The 17443-nt window shown below is 46.9% G+C and carries 14 protein-coding genes; 5 read left to right on the top strand and 9 right to left on the bottom strand.

Annotated elements, in window-relative coordinates:
• Nucleotides 1-26 precede the first annotated feature (26 nt).
• On the top strand, nucleotides 27-1205 hold the full coding sequence (locus tag MHI12_RS09390; protein ID WP_405172222.1) for a YheC/YheD family protein: 1179 nt from the start codon (nucleotides 27-29) through the stop codon (nucleotides 1203-1205).
• A 62-nt stretch (nucleotides 1206-1267) separates the two neighbouring features.
• On the opposite strand, the gene MHI12_RS09385 is transcribed toward MHI12_RS09390, so the two are convergent.
• From MHI12_RS09385 to MHI12_RS09350, 8 genes are all read right to left on the bottom strand, one after another.
• Nucleotides 1268-3190 carry an alginate lyase family protein gene (locus MHI12_RS09385; RefSeq protein WP_405172221.1) on the bottom strand — a complete coding sequence of 641 codons (1923 nt, stop codon included), beginning with the start codon at nucleotides 3188-3190 and terminating at the stop codon, nucleotides 1268-1270.
• Nucleotides 3187-3522 carry a cupin domain-containing protein gene (locus MHI12_RS09380; protein ID WP_339188534.1) on the bottom strand — a complete coding sequence of 112 codons (336 nt, stop codon included), beginning with the start codon at nucleotides 3520-3522 and terminating at the stop codon, nucleotides 3187-3189. Before MHI12_RS09380 ends, MHI12_RS09385 begins: the two co-directional genes overlap by 4 nt.
• Nucleotides 3523-3590: 68 nt before the next feature.
• The gene (locus MHI12_RS09375; protein ID WP_405172220.1) at nucleotides 3591-4988 is read right to left on the bottom strand and encodes an ABC transporter substrate-binding protein; all 1398 of its coding nucleotides are present in this window, start codon (nucleotides 4986-4988) and stop codon (nucleotides 3591-3593) included.
• 133 nt (nucleotides 4989-5121) lie between these two features.
• On the bottom strand, nucleotides 5122-6726 hold the full coding sequence (locus MHI12_RS09370) for a helix-turn-helix domain-containing protein (protein ID WP_405172219.1): 1605 nt from the start codon (nucleotides 6724-6726) through the stop codon (nucleotides 5122-5124).
• A gap of 11 nt (nucleotides 6727-6737) precedes the next feature.
• A complete protein-coding gene (locus tag MHI12_RS09365) occupies nucleotides 6738-8489 on the bottom strand; it encodes a sensor histidine kinase (RefSeq protein WP_405172218.1) in 1752 nt (583 codons plus the stop codon).
• A gap of 104 nt (nucleotides 8490-8593) precedes the next feature.
• Entirely contained in the window at nucleotides 8594-9463 is an 870-nt protein-coding gene (locus MHI12_RS09360; RefSeq protein WP_017689515.1) for a carbohydrate ABC transporter permease, read from the bottom strand.
• Between the two features lie 22 nt (nucleotides 9464-9485).
• Complete coding sequence (locus MHI12_RS09355) at nucleotides 9486-10376, bottom strand: carbohydrate ABC transporter permease (protein WP_091014599.1); 891 nt, start codon at nucleotides 10374-10376, stop codon at nucleotides 9486-9488.
• Nucleotides 10377-10581: 205 nt separating this feature from the next.
• Complete coding sequence (locus MHI12_RS09350) at nucleotides 10582-11268, bottom strand: HAD family hydrolase (RefSeq protein WP_047844222.1); 687 nt, start codon at nucleotides 11266-11268, stop codon at nucleotides 10582-10584.
• 294 nt (nucleotides 11269-11562) lie between these two features.
• On the opposite strand from MHI12_RS09350, the gene MHI12_RS09345 reads away from it, so the two are divergent.
• The gene (locus tag MHI12_RS09345) at nucleotides 11563-13281 is read left to right on the top strand and encodes a methyl-accepting chemotaxis protein (RefSeq protein WP_405172217.1); all 1719 of its coding nucleotides are present in this window, start codon (nucleotides 11563-11565) and stop codon (nucleotides 13279-13281) included.
• 180 nt (nucleotides 13282-13461) lie between these two features.
• Here MHI12_RS09345 and MHI12_RS09340 read toward each other — a convergent pair whose 3' ends face one another.
• Nucleotides 13462-14433, bottom strand: coding sequence for a Gfo/Idh/MocA family oxidoreductase (locus MHI12_RS09340; RefSeq protein WP_341006626.1), 972 nt, complete (start codon nucleotides 14431-14433; stop codon nucleotides 13462-13464).
• Nucleotides 14434-14847: 414 nt separating this feature from the next.
• Here MHI12_RS09340 and MHI12_RS09335 point away from each other — a divergent pair, with 414 nt between their 5' ends.
• The 3 genes from MHI12_RS09335 to MHI12_RS09325 all read left to right on the top strand — a co-directional run bounded on the left by MHI12_RS09335 (nucleotide 14848) and on the right by MHI12_RS09325 (nucleotide 17398).
• A complete protein-coding gene (locus MHI12_RS09335; RefSeq protein ID WP_405172216.1) occupies nucleotides 14848-16479 on the top strand; it encodes a thiamine pyrophosphate-binding protein in 1632 nt (543 codons plus the stop codon).
• Nucleotides 16480-16491: 12 nt separating this feature from the next.
• Nucleotides 16492-16860: a carboxymuconolactone decarboxylase family protein gene (locus MHI12_RS09330; protein ID WP_017689521.1), complete on the top strand. Its 369-nt coding sequence runs from the start codon at nucleotides 16492-16494 to the stop codon at nucleotides 16858-16860.
• Nucleotides 16861-17047: 187 nt separating this feature from the next.
• Nucleotides 17048-17398: a hypothetical protein gene (locus tag MHI12_RS09325; protein WP_091032592.1), complete on the top strand. Its 351-nt coding sequence runs from the start codon at nucleotides 17048-17050 to the stop codon at nucleotides 17396-17398.
• The last annotated feature ends 45 nt before the right edge of the window (nucleotides 17399-17443 follow it).

The raw sequence follows: 17443 nt of genomic DNA, 5'->3' as shown, positions 1-17443 counted from the left end.
ATACTGCAAAAAGAAGGTGATTGTTTGTGTCCTCACCTGTTCTGGGCATTATGACGTTGTACTTAAATGAACATCGCGCTCTTGAAGAACGAAGCGTTTATCGCAGAATGATTCTTGAAGGGCGCAAGCGGGGACTCGATATCTATGTATTCACACCAGCCGACGTACACCCCGGCGGCAAACAAATTGAAGCCATGGTTTTTCATGAGGGAAAAGGCTGGTCCAGGGAGTGGCGATCATTCCCGGACCTGATCTTTGATCGCTGCCGGATTCAGCGTAACCGAAGGTTCCAGCAATTGCTTGCTTTTCGTGAGAAATATGGGCATCTGCTCTTTCTGAACAGGCCACTGCGCAATAAATGGACCATCCACCAGACCCTTTTACAAAAAGCCAACTTTCGTGAACACCTGCCGGAAACCGCTCTATTTCAGGATATGTCCGATGTAAACCGGATGCTCAAAGTTTCTTCTCTGGTCTATCTCAAACCCATTAATGGAACAGGCGGACGTGGTATTCTGCGCATTGAACGCAGCAGTAGCGAGGCTAATACAGTGCTTGTTCAGGGGCGGGATCAGAAGCGTCGTATCATCACTCCACGTAAAGTTCATTTATCACGACTTGGCGCATTGCTCCAGCACTGGAACATGAAAGACAAGTATCTTGTACAAAAGGGCATTCAACTTCAGCTTCCGAATGGACGTGTGCATGATTATCGCATGCTCGTTCAGAAGAACGGAGAAGGACAATGGGAGCTTACTGGATGTGCTGGACGCATGGGTGCAGAAAAAAGCGTAACCTCCAATCTGCATGGCGGCGGTCAGGCAATAGCGATGGACCGACTCATGAAGCAATGGATCGAAGATGACGACCTCCGGGCAGAAATTAACACAACTGCAGAGAAATTCGGCATTGATGTTGCTTCATTTCTGGAAGATACGTATGGGGACCTATGTGAGTTGGCACTGGATTTGGCGATTGACAGAAGCGGGCGTATCTACCTGCTTGAAGTTAACCCCAAACCTGCACGTGAAGTATTCGCTCGCATCGGGGAGCGGGATATCTATTATAAAGCCATCACTCAGCCGCTGGAGTATGCCTTATGGGTATATCGCAACAGACCTCCCGGAACGGCCAAAAAGCCAGCCAGTCCCAAGCCCGTTACGCAAAAATCACCCAGAGTAAAAAGAAAAAATAAAGCCAAGTGAGTGAAGAAAAAGCAGGAGTCTATGTTCGCCAAGTGCGAGCATCTGCTCCTGCTTCACTGTTTTTATTTCTGTTCTTTCGACCATTGCAGCGTGTCGTTGTCAATCACAATATACCCTTTTTCCTCACCTTGCACATAAGATAATGCCAATCTCATCAGGTCAGGTTCCAGTTGGCATGTGGTTACACGTGTAACCTGGTCTGTATGATCCGCGGGGAGGCACAACGTCAGAATACCCACTTTACCCGAGAAATCAGTCTTGCCCTGGATGACCGATGTTTCCGACTTGGAACCATACACCTCAGATACCCAGCCGGGCTGCTCCGTCAACGCGAAGGCTCCCTTCCCGATGCCTGCCGTAACCCATTGCATCGTCAGCGTTATGGAAGATGCCTCATAGCTCATATCCGCCGTCATTTCTCCAGCTTCATTCATTCTCAGCGCAATATCCGCTTGCGGATGCAGGTGAAAACGTTGCTCCAGAGTATGCTCTGCTTCTGCCTCCAGCCAATCCACAATTAATAGTATAGGGATCTCCACCCCTGCCAGCATCCACCGACGATGTGTAACTGGATCTGGCAAATGTGTATATCCATCCTGTGAAGCATCAATGAAGTGATAGCTGTCATTGCTCTCCCAACGTAGCGTTGTGGCCTGAGCCTCCGGTTCACCCCATTGCTGTGTGGAGAGATAAGGTGTCTGATCCAGACCATCCACCGTGACGGTATTGTGCGCCCGCGTACTTTTGAAATACCGACGCCATTTCCCTTCTTCATACGTATAACGTCCGGTGTCCGTGAAGAAAAGCTGGTTCTTCCACATCCACTCCACATTCAGCGCATCCGCATGTCCGTGTGCTCCGCCCATGGCAGCCGCATCAAAAAAAAGATATTGATACTTGTCCCTCATGACATAATATCCTGTCTGCGGAAAGGCTCGGCTCGACAACACCGGAGAAGAAGAAGCCTGTAGTCGGAGGCATCGCTCATATTTTTCTACACCCAGCAACCAGAGACACTCCGAGCTATCCGTTCCGCGAGCCATCAAATCATCATCGTCCAGGATCGCGCCAAGCAGGGTCAGTCGTTGTCGCCCATCGCCAACCCAATCCGAATCACCAATACCGGTAGACTGATGATCTGGTCGGATCAGCGCCTCGGTGAATGCAGCCATTTGGCGCAGACAGCGGGCATACCATGCCGAGAAAGGATGTCCTGAAATCTCGCCCAACCGATAAGGTGTGCCAAACATTTCGATGCTGGCATTGTGGTAATGTGTTGTCAGTTCAACCTGTATCCCTTCTTCACCCAACTGATGCAACAAACACAGTTCAAGACGTTCCATCGCCACTTGACGCCAGTATGGACTTCGCGGGTGCTGGTGGTAGAACGTAGCGATCATGAACAAGCCTTGCATATGCATAATGGCATGATTGATTTCCGTGCTGCCGAGATAACGGGTCAAAAACTCGGCGTGCTCGTCCAGACCTTCTCGAAACTCCGCCTGAAAGCCTTCGTCTATCAGTGAACTCGCTTCCATATATTTATATGCCGATATCCAGGACTGCACACGTAGTCCCGTCTCCAGCAGGCGCCACGGACCGGGTTTTTGAAAGAACACAGCCTCGTCGTAAACCAGATTTACAGGTACCGGGTTTTGCTGTCTCCAGCTACGGAAGTGGTCAATAAATGCTGTAACATATAGCGGATTGCCCTTCATCAGATACGCCTTACCCAGATCGAGCATATGCCAGTGTCGATTGATGCCCCATGTGAACTCCAGATCATTGGTCGGGTTGTGAAGCCAGTCCACGGGTGTCCCCATCGGAATCCAGCGATTCAGATCGTTGGTATAAGGAACGATAAATTCATTCAGGATGGCACGATTGGCAATCGTGAGCGAATTTCGGGCTTCTTCCGGAAAATGTTTTTCATAATATTGGGCAGCCCGTTGCAGGTCCGTTGCCGAAAGGTAAAAATCGCTCATTCGGACGCCTCAAGAAAATCCTGACGGAACGGGGTAAACACATCCAGAATGACGGAGTCCTCCAGTGCCTTGACCCCATGCGGGACGTTAAAACCGGCATAAAAGCTGTCCCCTGCTTTTAAGATGCGAGTTTCTTCACCGACCTGTACCTCAAAGCTGCCTTTGACGATATAACTGACCTGCTCGTGCGCATCATGGGAGTGAACTTCTCCAATACCACCTTTAGCAAAGGTAACCTCCACCATCATTAATGTACCGCCCATACCCAAGATCTTGCGGGAACTCGTTTCGTTCACGATATGTGCATCGATAGACGCATGATTAATAATCATTTTGCTTTTCCCCTTTCCTTGTGAATAAGCGACCGAAGTAGTTAAACCACGGCCGCTATGAAAGTTTATTAGTCTTCTGTGGACAATTTACCCTGTAGTTTGGAAGAATCAAACGAAGGATCAGCAGTTATGTTGGTCAGCCCTGCCGCTTTGGTTTTCTCCAGAGCTGCATTGTACCTTGTATCCAGATCCTTGATCACAGCATCGAGATCGCCACCCGTGAATACAAAGATTGAAAAAGCCTCACTCCATTTGGTGCCTTCCAGTGAACTCTCAGTTACCACACTTGGATTTGCCGGGAAAATGGCATCATAACGTTTGGGCAGGAAACCTTCAATGCCCGGAATGCTTGGTTTTTTGTCAGAGCTTAATACAGCAGGAATCAGTGAGATTCCGTATCCTTTTTCGTAATACTCACTCTGAAGATCTGTGCTGTACACATACTCCATAAACTTCCATGCCGCTTCCTTGTTGGCAGAATCTGCATTGATGCCGATGTAGGAGCCCCCGATGACTTGTGAAGCGCCCTTGATCGTTCCATCATTAGTTGGTACAGGAGCGGCTGCCCAATTTTCTTTTGTAGGAAACTGATCTTTATATACACCTGGTTCACCGGAGTGGTTAATGTACATTCCGATTTTGCCTTGAGCAAACTGGGCTCTGAGTGGATCGATGTCCAGACTTTCAACCCCTGGCAGCATGCTGCCATCCTGATTCATCTGACGAAGCGCCATTGCGATATCCTTGTACATCCCAAAATCAAATTGACCAGTCTTGTAGTTGTAACCATCAATACCAACATTATTGCTTGCACCTGCAATCGTATTGGCTGCTCTCCAGAAGCCGCTGCTGCTCTTGAATGGGCTGGCAAAGCCATAGATGCCTTCACTTTTACCAACTTCGGTAATTTTTTTGGCATCCGCAACCATCTCAGCCAACGTTTTTGGCGGACTCTCAATCCCTGCCTTTTTGAAAATATCCTTGTTATACACAAGCCGCCAGACCTGCCCTGTATTGGGGAGGGAATATATCTTTCCATCAATCGTGTTTTTATTTTCAATCAAGCTGTCTTTAAATACGGCCTTCATCTCATCACTCATGTATCCATCGATCGGGGCGAGATACCCCTTCTGATAATACGTCTGAAAATCATTAACTTGCAGCACATCGGGTGCCTGCTTGCTGGCAAAAGCAATATCGACCGCCTGTGGATAGTTGTCCCCCATCACGGTCATCTCCACTTCAATGTTGTCCTTGTTCGTCTGGTTGAACTCATCGATCTTGGATTTCATAAAATCAGCATCATGGCGGTCCGGTGTCCAATATATGATTTTGGTTTTCCCTCCGGCATTCTCCCCGCTGGTCCCCGATTCGCTATTTGCCGAAGTACCACTGTCGGCAGAACAACCTGCCAAACTTAGCGCCAGCAATGCACTTAGCGTAGTCACCATCCACTTTTTAACCATTGATATGCCCCCTTATGCTTGTCTGGACAACCCGTTTGGTTATCCGTTAACGTAATGATAATCGCTACGCTTTCATGGAGGTGAGGGACATTCTGACTTTGCATGGTGGGAAAAATGATGATCCGTATCGGTTTCAATTCTCATACATTTGCCGGAAGCAGGTTGGCGTCATGCCGCAATATTTCTTGAACAAACCGCTGAAATACGGCCTGTCTTCATAACCCAGCCTCTGGCAGATCTCTTGCACCTGTACACCTGCAACCAGCAACTCTTTGGCCTTTTCCATCCTCATCTTAGTAATATATTGAATCGGCGTTATGCCCGTTTCCTTTTTGAAGGCATTGGCAAAGTAACTCGGACTTAAATGCACGGATTGGGCACAGGCATGCAGCGTCAGATTTTCTGCAAGATTCAGACTGATATATTCCTGCGCTTTGCTAATCGCCTGTTTGACATCAGTGAGTCGTTTTTTGTCCATAATCTCGCAACCCATACTGCTAAAATGCTTGATATATCCCCTCCAGCCCTCAAACGTCAAGGAACGCATCGCCTCAAGCACTGTCAGGTCGGCCTCCAAACGCAAGCGTTCCTCTGCTGTAATCTCATCACAAAAGGCACGGTAGATGGCAAAAGCCAGTCCAGACAGCAAACGAATCATCGTGAGTGGCTCGGGAAAACCTTCGGAAACCTGCCATTCTTCGAGAATTTCATCAATGATGCGGTGACAGGTGCTCTCATTACCACATTTCAGGGCATAAAAAAGCTCTTTCTCCTTCTCCAGAGGATATATCGGAGCCACACATGCCTGATTCTCCAGTTCAGCATACTGGAGGATGCAATTTCCTTCACTGTAGAAACGATAGGATATCGCCTGATCTGCATGTGCGTAGGACGTCCAAATTTCCTGTGGTCTGCGGGCAATCGTACCAACACCAATCGAGACTGTTTTTTTGCTGAATCGCTCCACATTTTGGCGGCATTGCTCCAGTAGCTCGGAGACGTCGATCTGGCTTGGTGTGTTCAATATGGCTGCAAGCCGGTATCGGTTTTCCCGTAAAACAACGCCTTTGGTATAACGGTTTATGGTTTCTCCAACAATATTTTGGACCGCAAAAGGAACGATTTCGGCATCCAGATGCATCGTGTAACCATATCGCGTATAACCATCCACCTCGATGACCATGACGAGAAGATTGGATGAATCGAGATCAATATGCAGCTCGTTCCAGCGACTTTCATTCAGGAAGCCCCCGATTTCATGACGCAACAAGCCCAGTAGATAGCTGTGACGCTCATACTGGCTGCTGCTCTCCACCTTCTGCTCCAACTGTTCCAACTGTTTGCACTGTGCCTGTTCTTCCTTAATCACCTGTCTTACCTTCAACACCGCACCGAGTATTTCTTCAGGGGTAAACGGTTTGAGCAAATAATCGGAGGCACCCAGCTTGATGGCCTCCTGTGCATATTGGAAATCCGAATAACCACTGATGAAAATAAATTTAGCTCGCAGTCCGGCATCCAATGCCCGCTTCATTAGCTCCAGCCCGCTCAGCTTGGGCATCCTGATATCACTAATCACGATGTCGGGTTGCTGCTCCAGCAACAAGGACCAACCGCGCTCTCCATTGCTCGCCGTGCCTACAATCCGAACCTGATGATCTTCCCACGGAATAGTTGAAGATATGCCCTTTACAACTGCCTGGATATCATCCATAACACACATCGTCAATTCGCCCATACTGCCCCTCCTCAGGTGATCGGAATCGTGATAACAACCGTTGTTCCCACATCTGTACTGCTATGAAACACAATCGAGGCCACATCCCCGTAGTGCAGGCTTAATCTGCCATGGAGATTGGATAGAGCATAACCTTTGCGTCCCCCGTCAGGAGCCTCCTCAGCATAGATGCTGGCTACATCCATCCCACATCCATTGTCAGCCACCTCCAGCCGTAGTGTGTCACCCTGACGATCAATGCGGATCAGGATAACACCCAAATCTTCTTTGTCATTGAATCCATGCAGGATGGAATTCTCGACCAAGGGCTGAAGCAATATTTTTAAAATATCAACAGCGTAACAAGAGGGGTCCCCCACCTCAATCCGATAAACGAACAGATCCTCGTAACATTTTTGCTGAAGTTGCATGTATTGTTCGACATGTTTGATCTCCTGCTCCACACTGGTGATGTCTTTCCCATCATTAAGGCCCAGACGGAATAACAAGGATAAGGAGACGATCATCTCACTTACATCCTTCTTCTCTCCGCTCTCACTTTTCCAGAACATCGTATTAAGCGTATTGTAGAGGAAATGAGGATCAACCTGCGCCTGAAGCGCCTTGACTTCAAACTGCCGTTTGTCTTGCTCCGTTGTCCGTACTTCTTCAAACAGAATCTGAATCTGGTCCAACATCCGATTGAAACGATGCCCTACAGCGCTAACTTCATCGTCATACTTGCTGCGAAACCGTACATCCAGATCATTGGACTCCACCTCAACCATCAGGCGTCGCAGTTTGTTCAGAGGCTTCAGCAGAGCGGAGGCCAGCAGCCTGGACAACCCGAGTGCGAGCAAAATGCAAAACAACATGATCAGGATGATCAGCCAGCGTATCTTTTGGAGGGGGGACAACAAGTCAGCCTTGGACTGTACACTTACCATGACCCAATCCTCGTTCATCGACAATGCCGAATAGTTAACAAGCATGTCCTCCCCCTGATCGTTCCTGTAGGTAAAATCCCCAGCATCGCCACGGCTAAACTGTTGAGTAAAGTAAGGCTCCATAATGAAATCGTAATTTCGGGACCTGGGCCGAATGACTTCATTTCCGTTTTTGTGCAGCAAAAACAGCTGAATCTGGTTATTCATGAGATCCTGCGACAGGATGTCTCGCATCGCCTCTTCCTTCATATTGACGACCATGTATACATTCGAATAGGTATGATTATCGATCACAATGGGTTTGAGCAACAGAGATAACACATTTCCTTGGGATTGGAATAATTGACTCTGATGTGAACCAAACCACATCGTATTCCAGCCTTGCAGCTTCACGTAGCGTCCGTATTCCCTGTTGAACGAGTTATTGCGATTCGGAAAGTCTTTGGTCGAGAAAAAATCACCGATGGGTGTTGTCAGATATGCGGTATCAATCAGTGGCTCTACGAGCTTCAATTGAGCAAACGACGTTTGCAGCAGCGAGAGATTCTGATAATAATGAGATGTGTTATTTTTTCCCACGTCCTTCATGACTTGGGTGAACGTTTCATTGAGCATAAAAGAAAAAGAGGATACAACAATGTGCCTAAGATGTTCATCCATAACCTGCACTGATTTGTTCAGAATGCTTTGTTTCAGTTCAAGTGCATTCTGCTCAATGCTTCGTGCAGCAAAGAGATACGAGCATATCCCGGTCACACTGATGCACAAGACAACGAGAAAAATGTACAGCAGCTGTATTCTTTTTTTCAGGGACATTTTATAAAAGTTGAATATCATCGGCGCTCGCTCCTTGCACACGGCTTGGCCCGTCCGCTGTGAATTAAAATGAGTATAGCACAGTGGAATTACCCGTAAAACCGTTTCCATGATTGTGCTCACGCCTATCCTTTCACAGCTCCCAAGGTCACCTGCATGAATGATTTGTTGGCAAAAATATAAACGATGAGCAGCGGCAAAATGGACAGACAGGCTCCGGCCATCATCAGTTGGACCTCAGCCGCAGCTCCGATGCCATATCGCAGATTAGCCAGCCCAACGGGCAAAGTCTGCAAGTCCGGATTGCTCATGGTGAACACAAAAGGAAGAATATATTCATTCCAAGAACTCTGGAATACACCCAGACCTGCAACGGCGAGTCCGGGCCGCAGGAGCGGAAGAATAATTCGCCAGTATGTGGTGAAAAAATTACAGCCATCAATCATCGCCGCTTCATCCAGTTCGCGCGGGATGCTCTTGAAGAAACCAATCAGAATAAAGTATGTGGCAGCGTGTGCGCTGATCAGTATAATAATAACGCCCCATAACGTGGTATTCAGTCCCAGCTTGACCATGAGGTCAAATTGCGGACGCAGCACAACTGCGCCTATGGAAATAAACAGAGTAGATGCCATGAGCAGGGTGTATCCCTTTTTACCTTTGAAATTCACTCGATCCACAGCGTAGGCTGACATCGAAGCTACCAGCAGCGTGCCAACTGTTGTACTGATGCTAACAAACAAGCTGTTCATCGTAAAACCCGAAAAATTGGCGGTTTTCCAAGCCTGAGCATAGTTGGAGAACTGCCAAATCTTCGGCCAGATGGTAGCTCCTCCGGTCAATTCCTGGTTTGTTTTGAAGGAACCGAGCAATACAAGTATGATGGGGAACAGTGACAGCAGAGCGATTGCGATCAAAAACAGCCAAAGTACCGTTCGTTTGGTCCAGCGAATGAGTTGGGGAGACCCTGAGGGCGCAAGCACGTTTTGAGTCATCATCGTTTCCTCCTAAATGGGATTAATAGACATCATTGAGCTTTTTGGATATCCGGAAGTAAATGAGCGTCACAGCCCCTACGATGAGAGCCGTTGTGAAACCGACCGCACTGCCATAACCGAGCTGCTGGAGTGATTGGGTGTCAGCCGACACGGGAAACAACAGTTTGAACAAATACAGATACATCACCTCTGTTTTGCCATACGGCCCCCCTTCGGTCAGCACCATAATACTCTCGTAACCTTTCAGCGCCGTGGTAATTGCCAGCATGATGATCATCTGCAAGACAGGACCCAGCAACGGAATCGTTACATTCCGCAGTTTCTGAAACTCACTCGCTCCATCCAGCGATGCCGCCTCATATAGCTCTTCAGGAATGCTCTGAAGACCCGCAATGAACAACAACATATAGTTGCCCACGGCCCCCCAGATGGCGATGATGATGGTTGTTAGCATGGCATGTTCAGCCCCCAGCCAGCTAATGGATTCGGAGATCACATGATACTTAAGCAGCAATTGGTTCAATATTCCGTTATAGGAGTTGAAAATAATAAAAAATACAATCGCCATGACCGAAGCGCTAAAAATAGTGGGAAGATAATAGATCGCTCTAAAGAGGGATCGCCCTCTCCATTTGCGATTCAGAATAATCGCCAAAGTTAACGACAGTGGAATTGTAACGACGAGTTTGCCCAGGGCATACACACCCGTGTTGCCTACAGAATCCCAGAATTGCCCGTCACGCAAAATGCGTCCAAAATTATCAAGCCCGATAAAGACCGGCGTCCCGATGCCTTGATAATCATAGAACATGTAACGCAGCGCCCATAACAGCGGATAGATCCCGAATACAACAGTTAAAAAAAGACTTGGAAAGATGAACATATAGGCATGTATTTTGGATGGTTTCACCAGAATCGGACCCCCTATAGCTTTTGAATGAAGTATAGAGGGATTATGGAGGAAAGCGGGATAGGGAAATCAACTTTCTACAGGGGAGAATGTGACTGCATGACCAAGCAAAAAAACCTGTATTCAACGAATTTCCGTTGAGTCTACAGGTTCATATCATGCGGTTGGTAATCTTAAATCTCAGTATACGTATGCAGCGTAGAGGCTACTCTGCTTCATCATACAGACGCAGTAGTTCTGTAAAATCAGAGATGAGCACATCTGAGCCTGCAAGCTCCTCATCACGTCCGAACCCGGCATAGGCACATCCGATGACCGCCTGACCGTTCATTTTACCAGCTTCCACATCAGAAGAGCGATCCCCTACCATCCATGCGTCCTGAATACGATGTTTCTCAAGCAGGATCTGCACCAGATTAATCTTGGAAGGAGTCTTGTACTGGCCTGCACTGTATACCCCTTCAAAGAAAGGCATAATCTCGTGTGCAAACGCCACACCCTTCACATAGTCCTCCAGCCCGTTACTTGCGACAAAAAGACGCACTCCTTGTTGTTTTAAGGCTTGCAGTGTTTCTTTCACCCCAGGATACAATTGGGAACTTCCTTGATCAAGCCCTTCAATCTCCAGTTGAAGCAACAGTTCGTCTGCCCGGCGATGTGCCGCTTCCGATGCCTCAGGCATAACCACTTTCCATATATCTTCGAGCAACATGCCCAAACTTCCCAGCATCCGTTCCTCGGGTGGAGTTTCTCCTTCAAAGTGCCCTTCGGCACGCAATGTATCAAATAGTTGCTGGTAAGCTGGCAACAACAGGGTCTCTGTTTGGAACAGCGTACCATCCATGTCAAAAATCATCGCTTCCGGTTTGAGCAATACCTTCTCTTTATTCATGTCCAATGTTCCTTTCGGATTGGGATATTGTATATGTAATTGGAATCGTTCCCTTCCCATGATAAACATAACGTTTGAACGTGTAAACCAACGATTGTAAAACATCATCAACCCCAACCTTATACAACATCAACCAAACGTTATATTGTAGTTAAACAAACTATATACAAAAGAAGTTTCTTTACGTATAATACTAAAAAATAGTGCTTTAGACACCTAATCTAAAGACCTATAATTATCACATTTCCAGTTTTTTCGACAACTACATATACCCCATAGAGAGGAATAACAAACATGAAAAAGCGTAAGACCTTTAAGATTTTTTATAAGATTGGATTAGGGTATTTACTCGTACTGGCTGTACTGGCTGGTTGCATCCTGCTGATTCAGAACAGCACAAGTCAGCTCCAACGGGAACTGGATTTTCTGGTCGATCACGATATGCGGGTACATGCTCTCACCTATGAACTCGAAAGAAACATGGTAGATATGGAAACTGGTCAACGCGGTTACATCATCACTGGTCAGGACAATTATCTTGATCCCTACACCCAAGGAAAAGAGCAACTTATTACACTCAGAGATGAACTTGCTGCTTTAATTTCGGACAATCCGGCTCAACTTGCACTTTTGAAAGACATACATACTAATATGGAGAACTGGGTCCAGGTCGCTGGTGAACCTGTGGTCGCCCTTCGCCAAGCCAATAATACGCAAGCCATTCGAGATTTTTTCGCAGATGATCCAGGTAAAAGAGACATGGACCAGATTCGCACTGCTCTCGATACGTTTCGAACCAACGAGCATACGTTAACCGATAACCGTACAGAAGCGCTGAAGCAAAAAAACACACTACTGAACTTGGAACTGTATGGGGCACTTATCGTTGTGGCCATTATCTCGTTCATCACTGCATTGGTCCTGTCACGTGCCATTGTTAGAAACATTCGTACCGTGAAGCAGGCATTAAATGACATCGGTTCTTCCAATGGCGACCTGACACTGAGAATCGCTACGCCAATGAAAGACGAAACTCGTGAACTCGCGGAGGCAGCCAATACAATGCTCACTGGTTTGCAGCAAATGATGCTGGACGTTCAGAGCAATGCCATGATTCTGAGCACAGCTTCGGATCGATTGGATAAAGGGGTTGCCGATAGCCATCTTGCAGGAAAAGAAGTTGCCACTGCCATGGAACGCGTCGCTGAAGGCGCTGATGAACAAGTTGCTCTTACGCAAACCATGGTAGCTGCGATGCAGCAATCCCTCAACGGGCTTAATCGTGTCGCCTCCTCAGCAAGTGACGTGGCAGGCCGTGCGGTTCGTACCGAATCCATTGCTGTGGATGGGCAACAGCGCATTGATAATGCTGTAGGTAAAATGAGTTCCATTGAGCAATCTTTCCTCTCTGTACAGGAAGCCATTAATGAAATTTCGAAGATGTCTGATCAAGTGATCAACATTGCAGATTCAATGTCGGGTATTGCGAGACAAACCAATCTGCTTGCACTTAACGCTGGAATTGAAGCTGCCCGTGCTGGGGAAAATGGACGTGGCTTCGCTGTCGTTGCCGCGGAAATCCGTAATCTTGCAGACCAAAGTGCAACATCAGCGAAAGAGATTACAAGTATATTGGAAACCGTGGTAGCAGGTGTTCAAAGTACGGTGCAGGTGGTTGATGAGAGCACTCTACATGTGAATGAAGGATTGCGTACCATTGAGGATGCAGGTAATGCTTTTTCAACCATTACTCAGCATATTCATAACCTCAGTGGTGAAGTTCTGGAGGTATCTGCTGTTGTCGAGGAGTTAACTTCTGGTAGTGAGGCTGTGATGAGGTCCATCAATGAAGTATCGGCTGTTGTGGAAGATACGGCATCAGCCACGGAAGAAGTATCTGCGATGACCGAGGAACAACTTGCTTCCCTGCAGGAAATGTCTGACACGTCCAAGCAGTTGAATGAAATGTCCGATGCACTTGATCAGCTGGTTAAGCAATTCAAGCTGGCTTGAACTGAATCAACCTACTGATCGAGTATCTAAATAGCTGTATCATGAGCATATATCAAAGGAAAGAAGCATCGCAGACAGACTCACCCGAGCCTCTGCGATGCTTCTTTGTGTTAAGGAGAGTTGAATCAGGAAAAGGTGCACCGGGCACCTCATATGAAAAAAACCTAAGCACTCCTTTTCTTATCTCGATTGTTCCGTGTTCCGTAGCGCTTCAAGTATCAATTGTGCCTGATACCCATCGTTAAAATCATATATCTTAGCTGGTTTACCCTGTATACGGGCAATGACATGTTTAAGCACCGGCAATTCACTGGCGGATTCAAGCACTTCTACTGGAGACAGTGGCTGCCCCACCAGACCCGTCTTCAAATCTTCCCAATTTTCCAGAGCAATCGTGCCTTTTGTACCGTACACCACCATGGATACACGTTCTTCCCCCGCAAATTGAGAGATGCCGTTCAGCTGAATTCGGGTTCCGTCTTCCAGTTCCATTGCAGCCTGTACTTCTAGTTCACAGTCTCCATTCTCAGGATATTGAACCTGAGTGCTCACTACCCGGATGGCACCAAACACCTTTTGAATCATATGAATCCAGTGAATCCCCACTTCAAGAATAAATCCACCCTGTTCCCGGCTCGTAATCCATGCATTCTGTTGCCATGATCGTGGCCACTGCGGGAATTGCAAAATGAGATCTATTTTGCGAATTGCCCCCACTGTACCCTGCTCAATCATCTCTTGCAACTTCAGCACGGAAGGTTCATGCGGCATCGAGAAATGGATGGCATGAACAACGCCCGCCTGCTCTGCTGCATCCAGCATCTTTTGGGCTTCTTCTACACTATTGGCAAGCGGTTTCTCGCAGAACACATGAATTTTGCGCTCCAGCGCTTCCATGACAACCGGATAATGAAATTTCGGCGGAACTGCAATATACAACAGATCAATCTGATGTTCATTCATCAATTGCTTGTAATCCGTATACGTCCTAACTCCCCGATGAGAAGCTGCAAAAGACGCCAAACCGTCCTCATTCGCATCACATACCGCTACAATCTCAATCTTTGTATCCATCTTCGTATTCTCGATTAGATGAACCATATGTAGTCCCATTTTACCCAGCCCAATCAGAGCCATCTTGATGACTGTCATTCCATCCCCTCCCAATTCCTTTCCAGTATAGCAGAAAGCAAATAATTGCGAATGCGATGATGCGTTGATACGAAAAAAAATAAACCTCTAGCTTTCAAGTCGCTATTAGAGGCTGAAATTCATCATTTACAGTCATTATTTTACATTATTTGTAACTTCGTTGCGATTGGGTAATTCGTTGCAGGGATATATAACCAATTATTTTTACTTTATCCAGCAACACTTAAAGCGTTACCAACTTAAGAATCAGGAATTTAGACTCACAAAAACAGGTTGACAAAAAACCACAAAAAAAGATACTCTTCCTAATAACAATCAATATTTCATCTTACAACCATAGACTGTAACTTGCATTCAATAAATGGAATATGCGTATGGTTCTAATAACCTATTTCATGAAGCGAGGTGTCCCGCATGAGAACAGTTGCGGACTATTTGGCAGAAACTCTGCGTAATCTAGGCGTTACTCATGTCTTTGGTATTATTGGTAAATCCATCTGTCCTGCTGTACTGAAAATGGTGGATTACGGATTAGAGTTCATTCCAGGCCGTCATGAATCCAGCTCAGGTTTTGCCGCATCCGGTTATGCATTACAGACAGGTAAACTCGGCGTTGCCTTTGCCACATCCGGCCCAGGCGGAACCAATCTGCTTACTGCAGCAGCCCATGCAAAGGCCAACAATCTGCCTGTACTGTTTATTACGGGTCATCAATCCATTCAGGAACTGGGGCTCCCCCAGTGTCAAGATTCTTCTTCCTATCTGGCTGATCTGGCCGAGATGTTCAGGCCTGCTACGCTATTCAGCAAACTGGTTGAGCGTGGAGATCACTTCGGTACACTGCTGAATCATGCCCTTTCCATTGCACTCGGCCCTAATAAAGGCCCTGTTCACCTCTGTATTCCTTTTGATGTACAGACCGAGTTGTTATCCCAATGCCGGATTGTCATTCCCGAACCGGAACCTCTGTTTAGCGTATCTAACCTGAATCGTATTCTTCCTCTCATTCAACAATCCAACCGCCCTTTAATTATTGCTGGTAAAGGTGTAAGTCGCGCCAGAGCCCATGATGAATTGCTTCAATTGGCCGAATCGTTCAACATTCCCGTCATTACTACTCCTGGTGGAAAAGGAGCGATTGCGTGGGACCACCCCTTGTACCATGGACCTTGTGGTGTTGGAGGTTTCCCGCATGCAGACGACATGTTGAACCAAAGTGACCTTTATATCGTACTCGGTTCACGTCTGAGTGACATGACCCTCTGCAATCTGAAACCTGAACATCATCCGGTACACCTCATTCAATTTGACGCTGATCCTACATTTGTAGGCAAGATTCTGAGCGCTCAAACCTTACATATCACCGGTGATTTGAAGGACAACCTGCAATACTTGCTGGGCACATTAGAAGACCTCCCTACTCCTGTGAGAACCACGGCACCCATGGATTACACTGTCCCTTTACCAGATCTCCCCCAACTGTCTCTGGCTTCTGTGCTAGACGGAATGAGCGATCTGCTTCCGTACGATCATAAGCTGTTTGTCGATGATGGCAGCCATGGATTCCATGCGGTTCAGCGATATAAAGTCAAGAAACCAGGCAGCTTTGTGTTTGACGCGTACTTTGCCTGCATGGGGAACGCCATTGGTATGGCGATAGGTGCAAAGGCCGCTTCACCTGAAGAGACCATTGTATGTATCACCGGGGATGGATGTTTCATGATGCTGGGGACGGAGATCAATACCGCGGTATGCAACAACCTAAATGTCATCTTCATTGTCGTTAACAACAAACAACTGGACATGGCACTCAAAGGAATGGAAAAAACAACAGGCAGAATCGATGGCACATTATATGAAGTTCCTATGGATGCAGCCAAATTCGCCGAATCACTCGGTGCGGTTGCGTTTCGAGCAGAAACCCTTGCTGAATTCTCATCTGCGCTGAACACAGCCCAGACGTTGAATCAGGTAACTGTTATTGAGCTTCTGACCGATCGAGATGAAATTCCACCCACGGCTCACCGCACCGTAACTTTGAATTAGGAGGAGTAGATCATGAGTGAACATGTAGCCCAGGGACTGGACCGTTTTGCTAAACTTTCTGGGGAGTACGGCGCAAGAGCCCTCGCCCCCATCAAAGAGCATTTTCCCGAATTGTCTGAGTTTATTATGGGGACGGCATATGGGGATATTTTTCAGCGCACCACGATTACGGATCAATGGAAGGAAGTTGCTATTATCTCTTCGTTGATCACCCAAGGACAGTATGAACAACTGGGAGTGCATTACACAATGGCTCTGAGCGTGGGAGTGACGGTGGATCAACTCAAGGGGATATTGCTACATCTGGCACCCTGTGTGGGTGCTCCGCGCATTATTAGTGCATTTAATATTTTGCTTGCGACCTTGGATGAAATACAGTAATTCACTTTTCTACATTTTTATACATGATTCGACTTTTTTATTGATCTTTTTACATTCCTACCTTTATAATATGGTTAAATTATCCTTCGAACCAGCTCTCATCTTAGAAGCTTTCAGCAGACGCCCTATGGGGCTGTGTATCCATCAGCAGGATAGCCTTAACTCATTTAAAGGAGAGAGATCAAACATGGGAAATTTCATTCTGAAGACTGACGTTCCAAACAAGGTGTTAAACATTGAACTGGAGGGTTCTTTCTCTCAAGAAGACGGTTTGCGTTCCATCTCGGCCTATCAGGATACGATCGCTCCTCTTAACACCAAGGAGTATGACCTGAACATCGATTGCAAAAAGTTGAATGTTACTGCGCCGGAGATTGTTCCTCTTCTGGAAGGTTGCCTTCAAATGTTCAAAAAAGATGAATATAAAAAAGTCGTGTTGACCCTCGAGAACAACGCGATTCTAAAAATGCAATTGTCCCGACTTGGTCGGTCTGTTGGCCTGGACAATCTCGAAATCATATCTACCGTTACCACTTAATAAACCAGGCGGACAAGCTGTGAATTCACCCTTCCGCTCAAGAGG

This window comes from Paenibacillus sp. FSL H8-0280 (assembly GCF_045040665.1).
Lineage (GTDB): Bacteria > Bacillota > Bacilli > Paenibacillales > Paenibacillaceae > Paenibacillus > Paenibacillus xylanexedens_A.
This window is presented reverse-complemented; position numbering and strand designations above follow the sequence as displayed.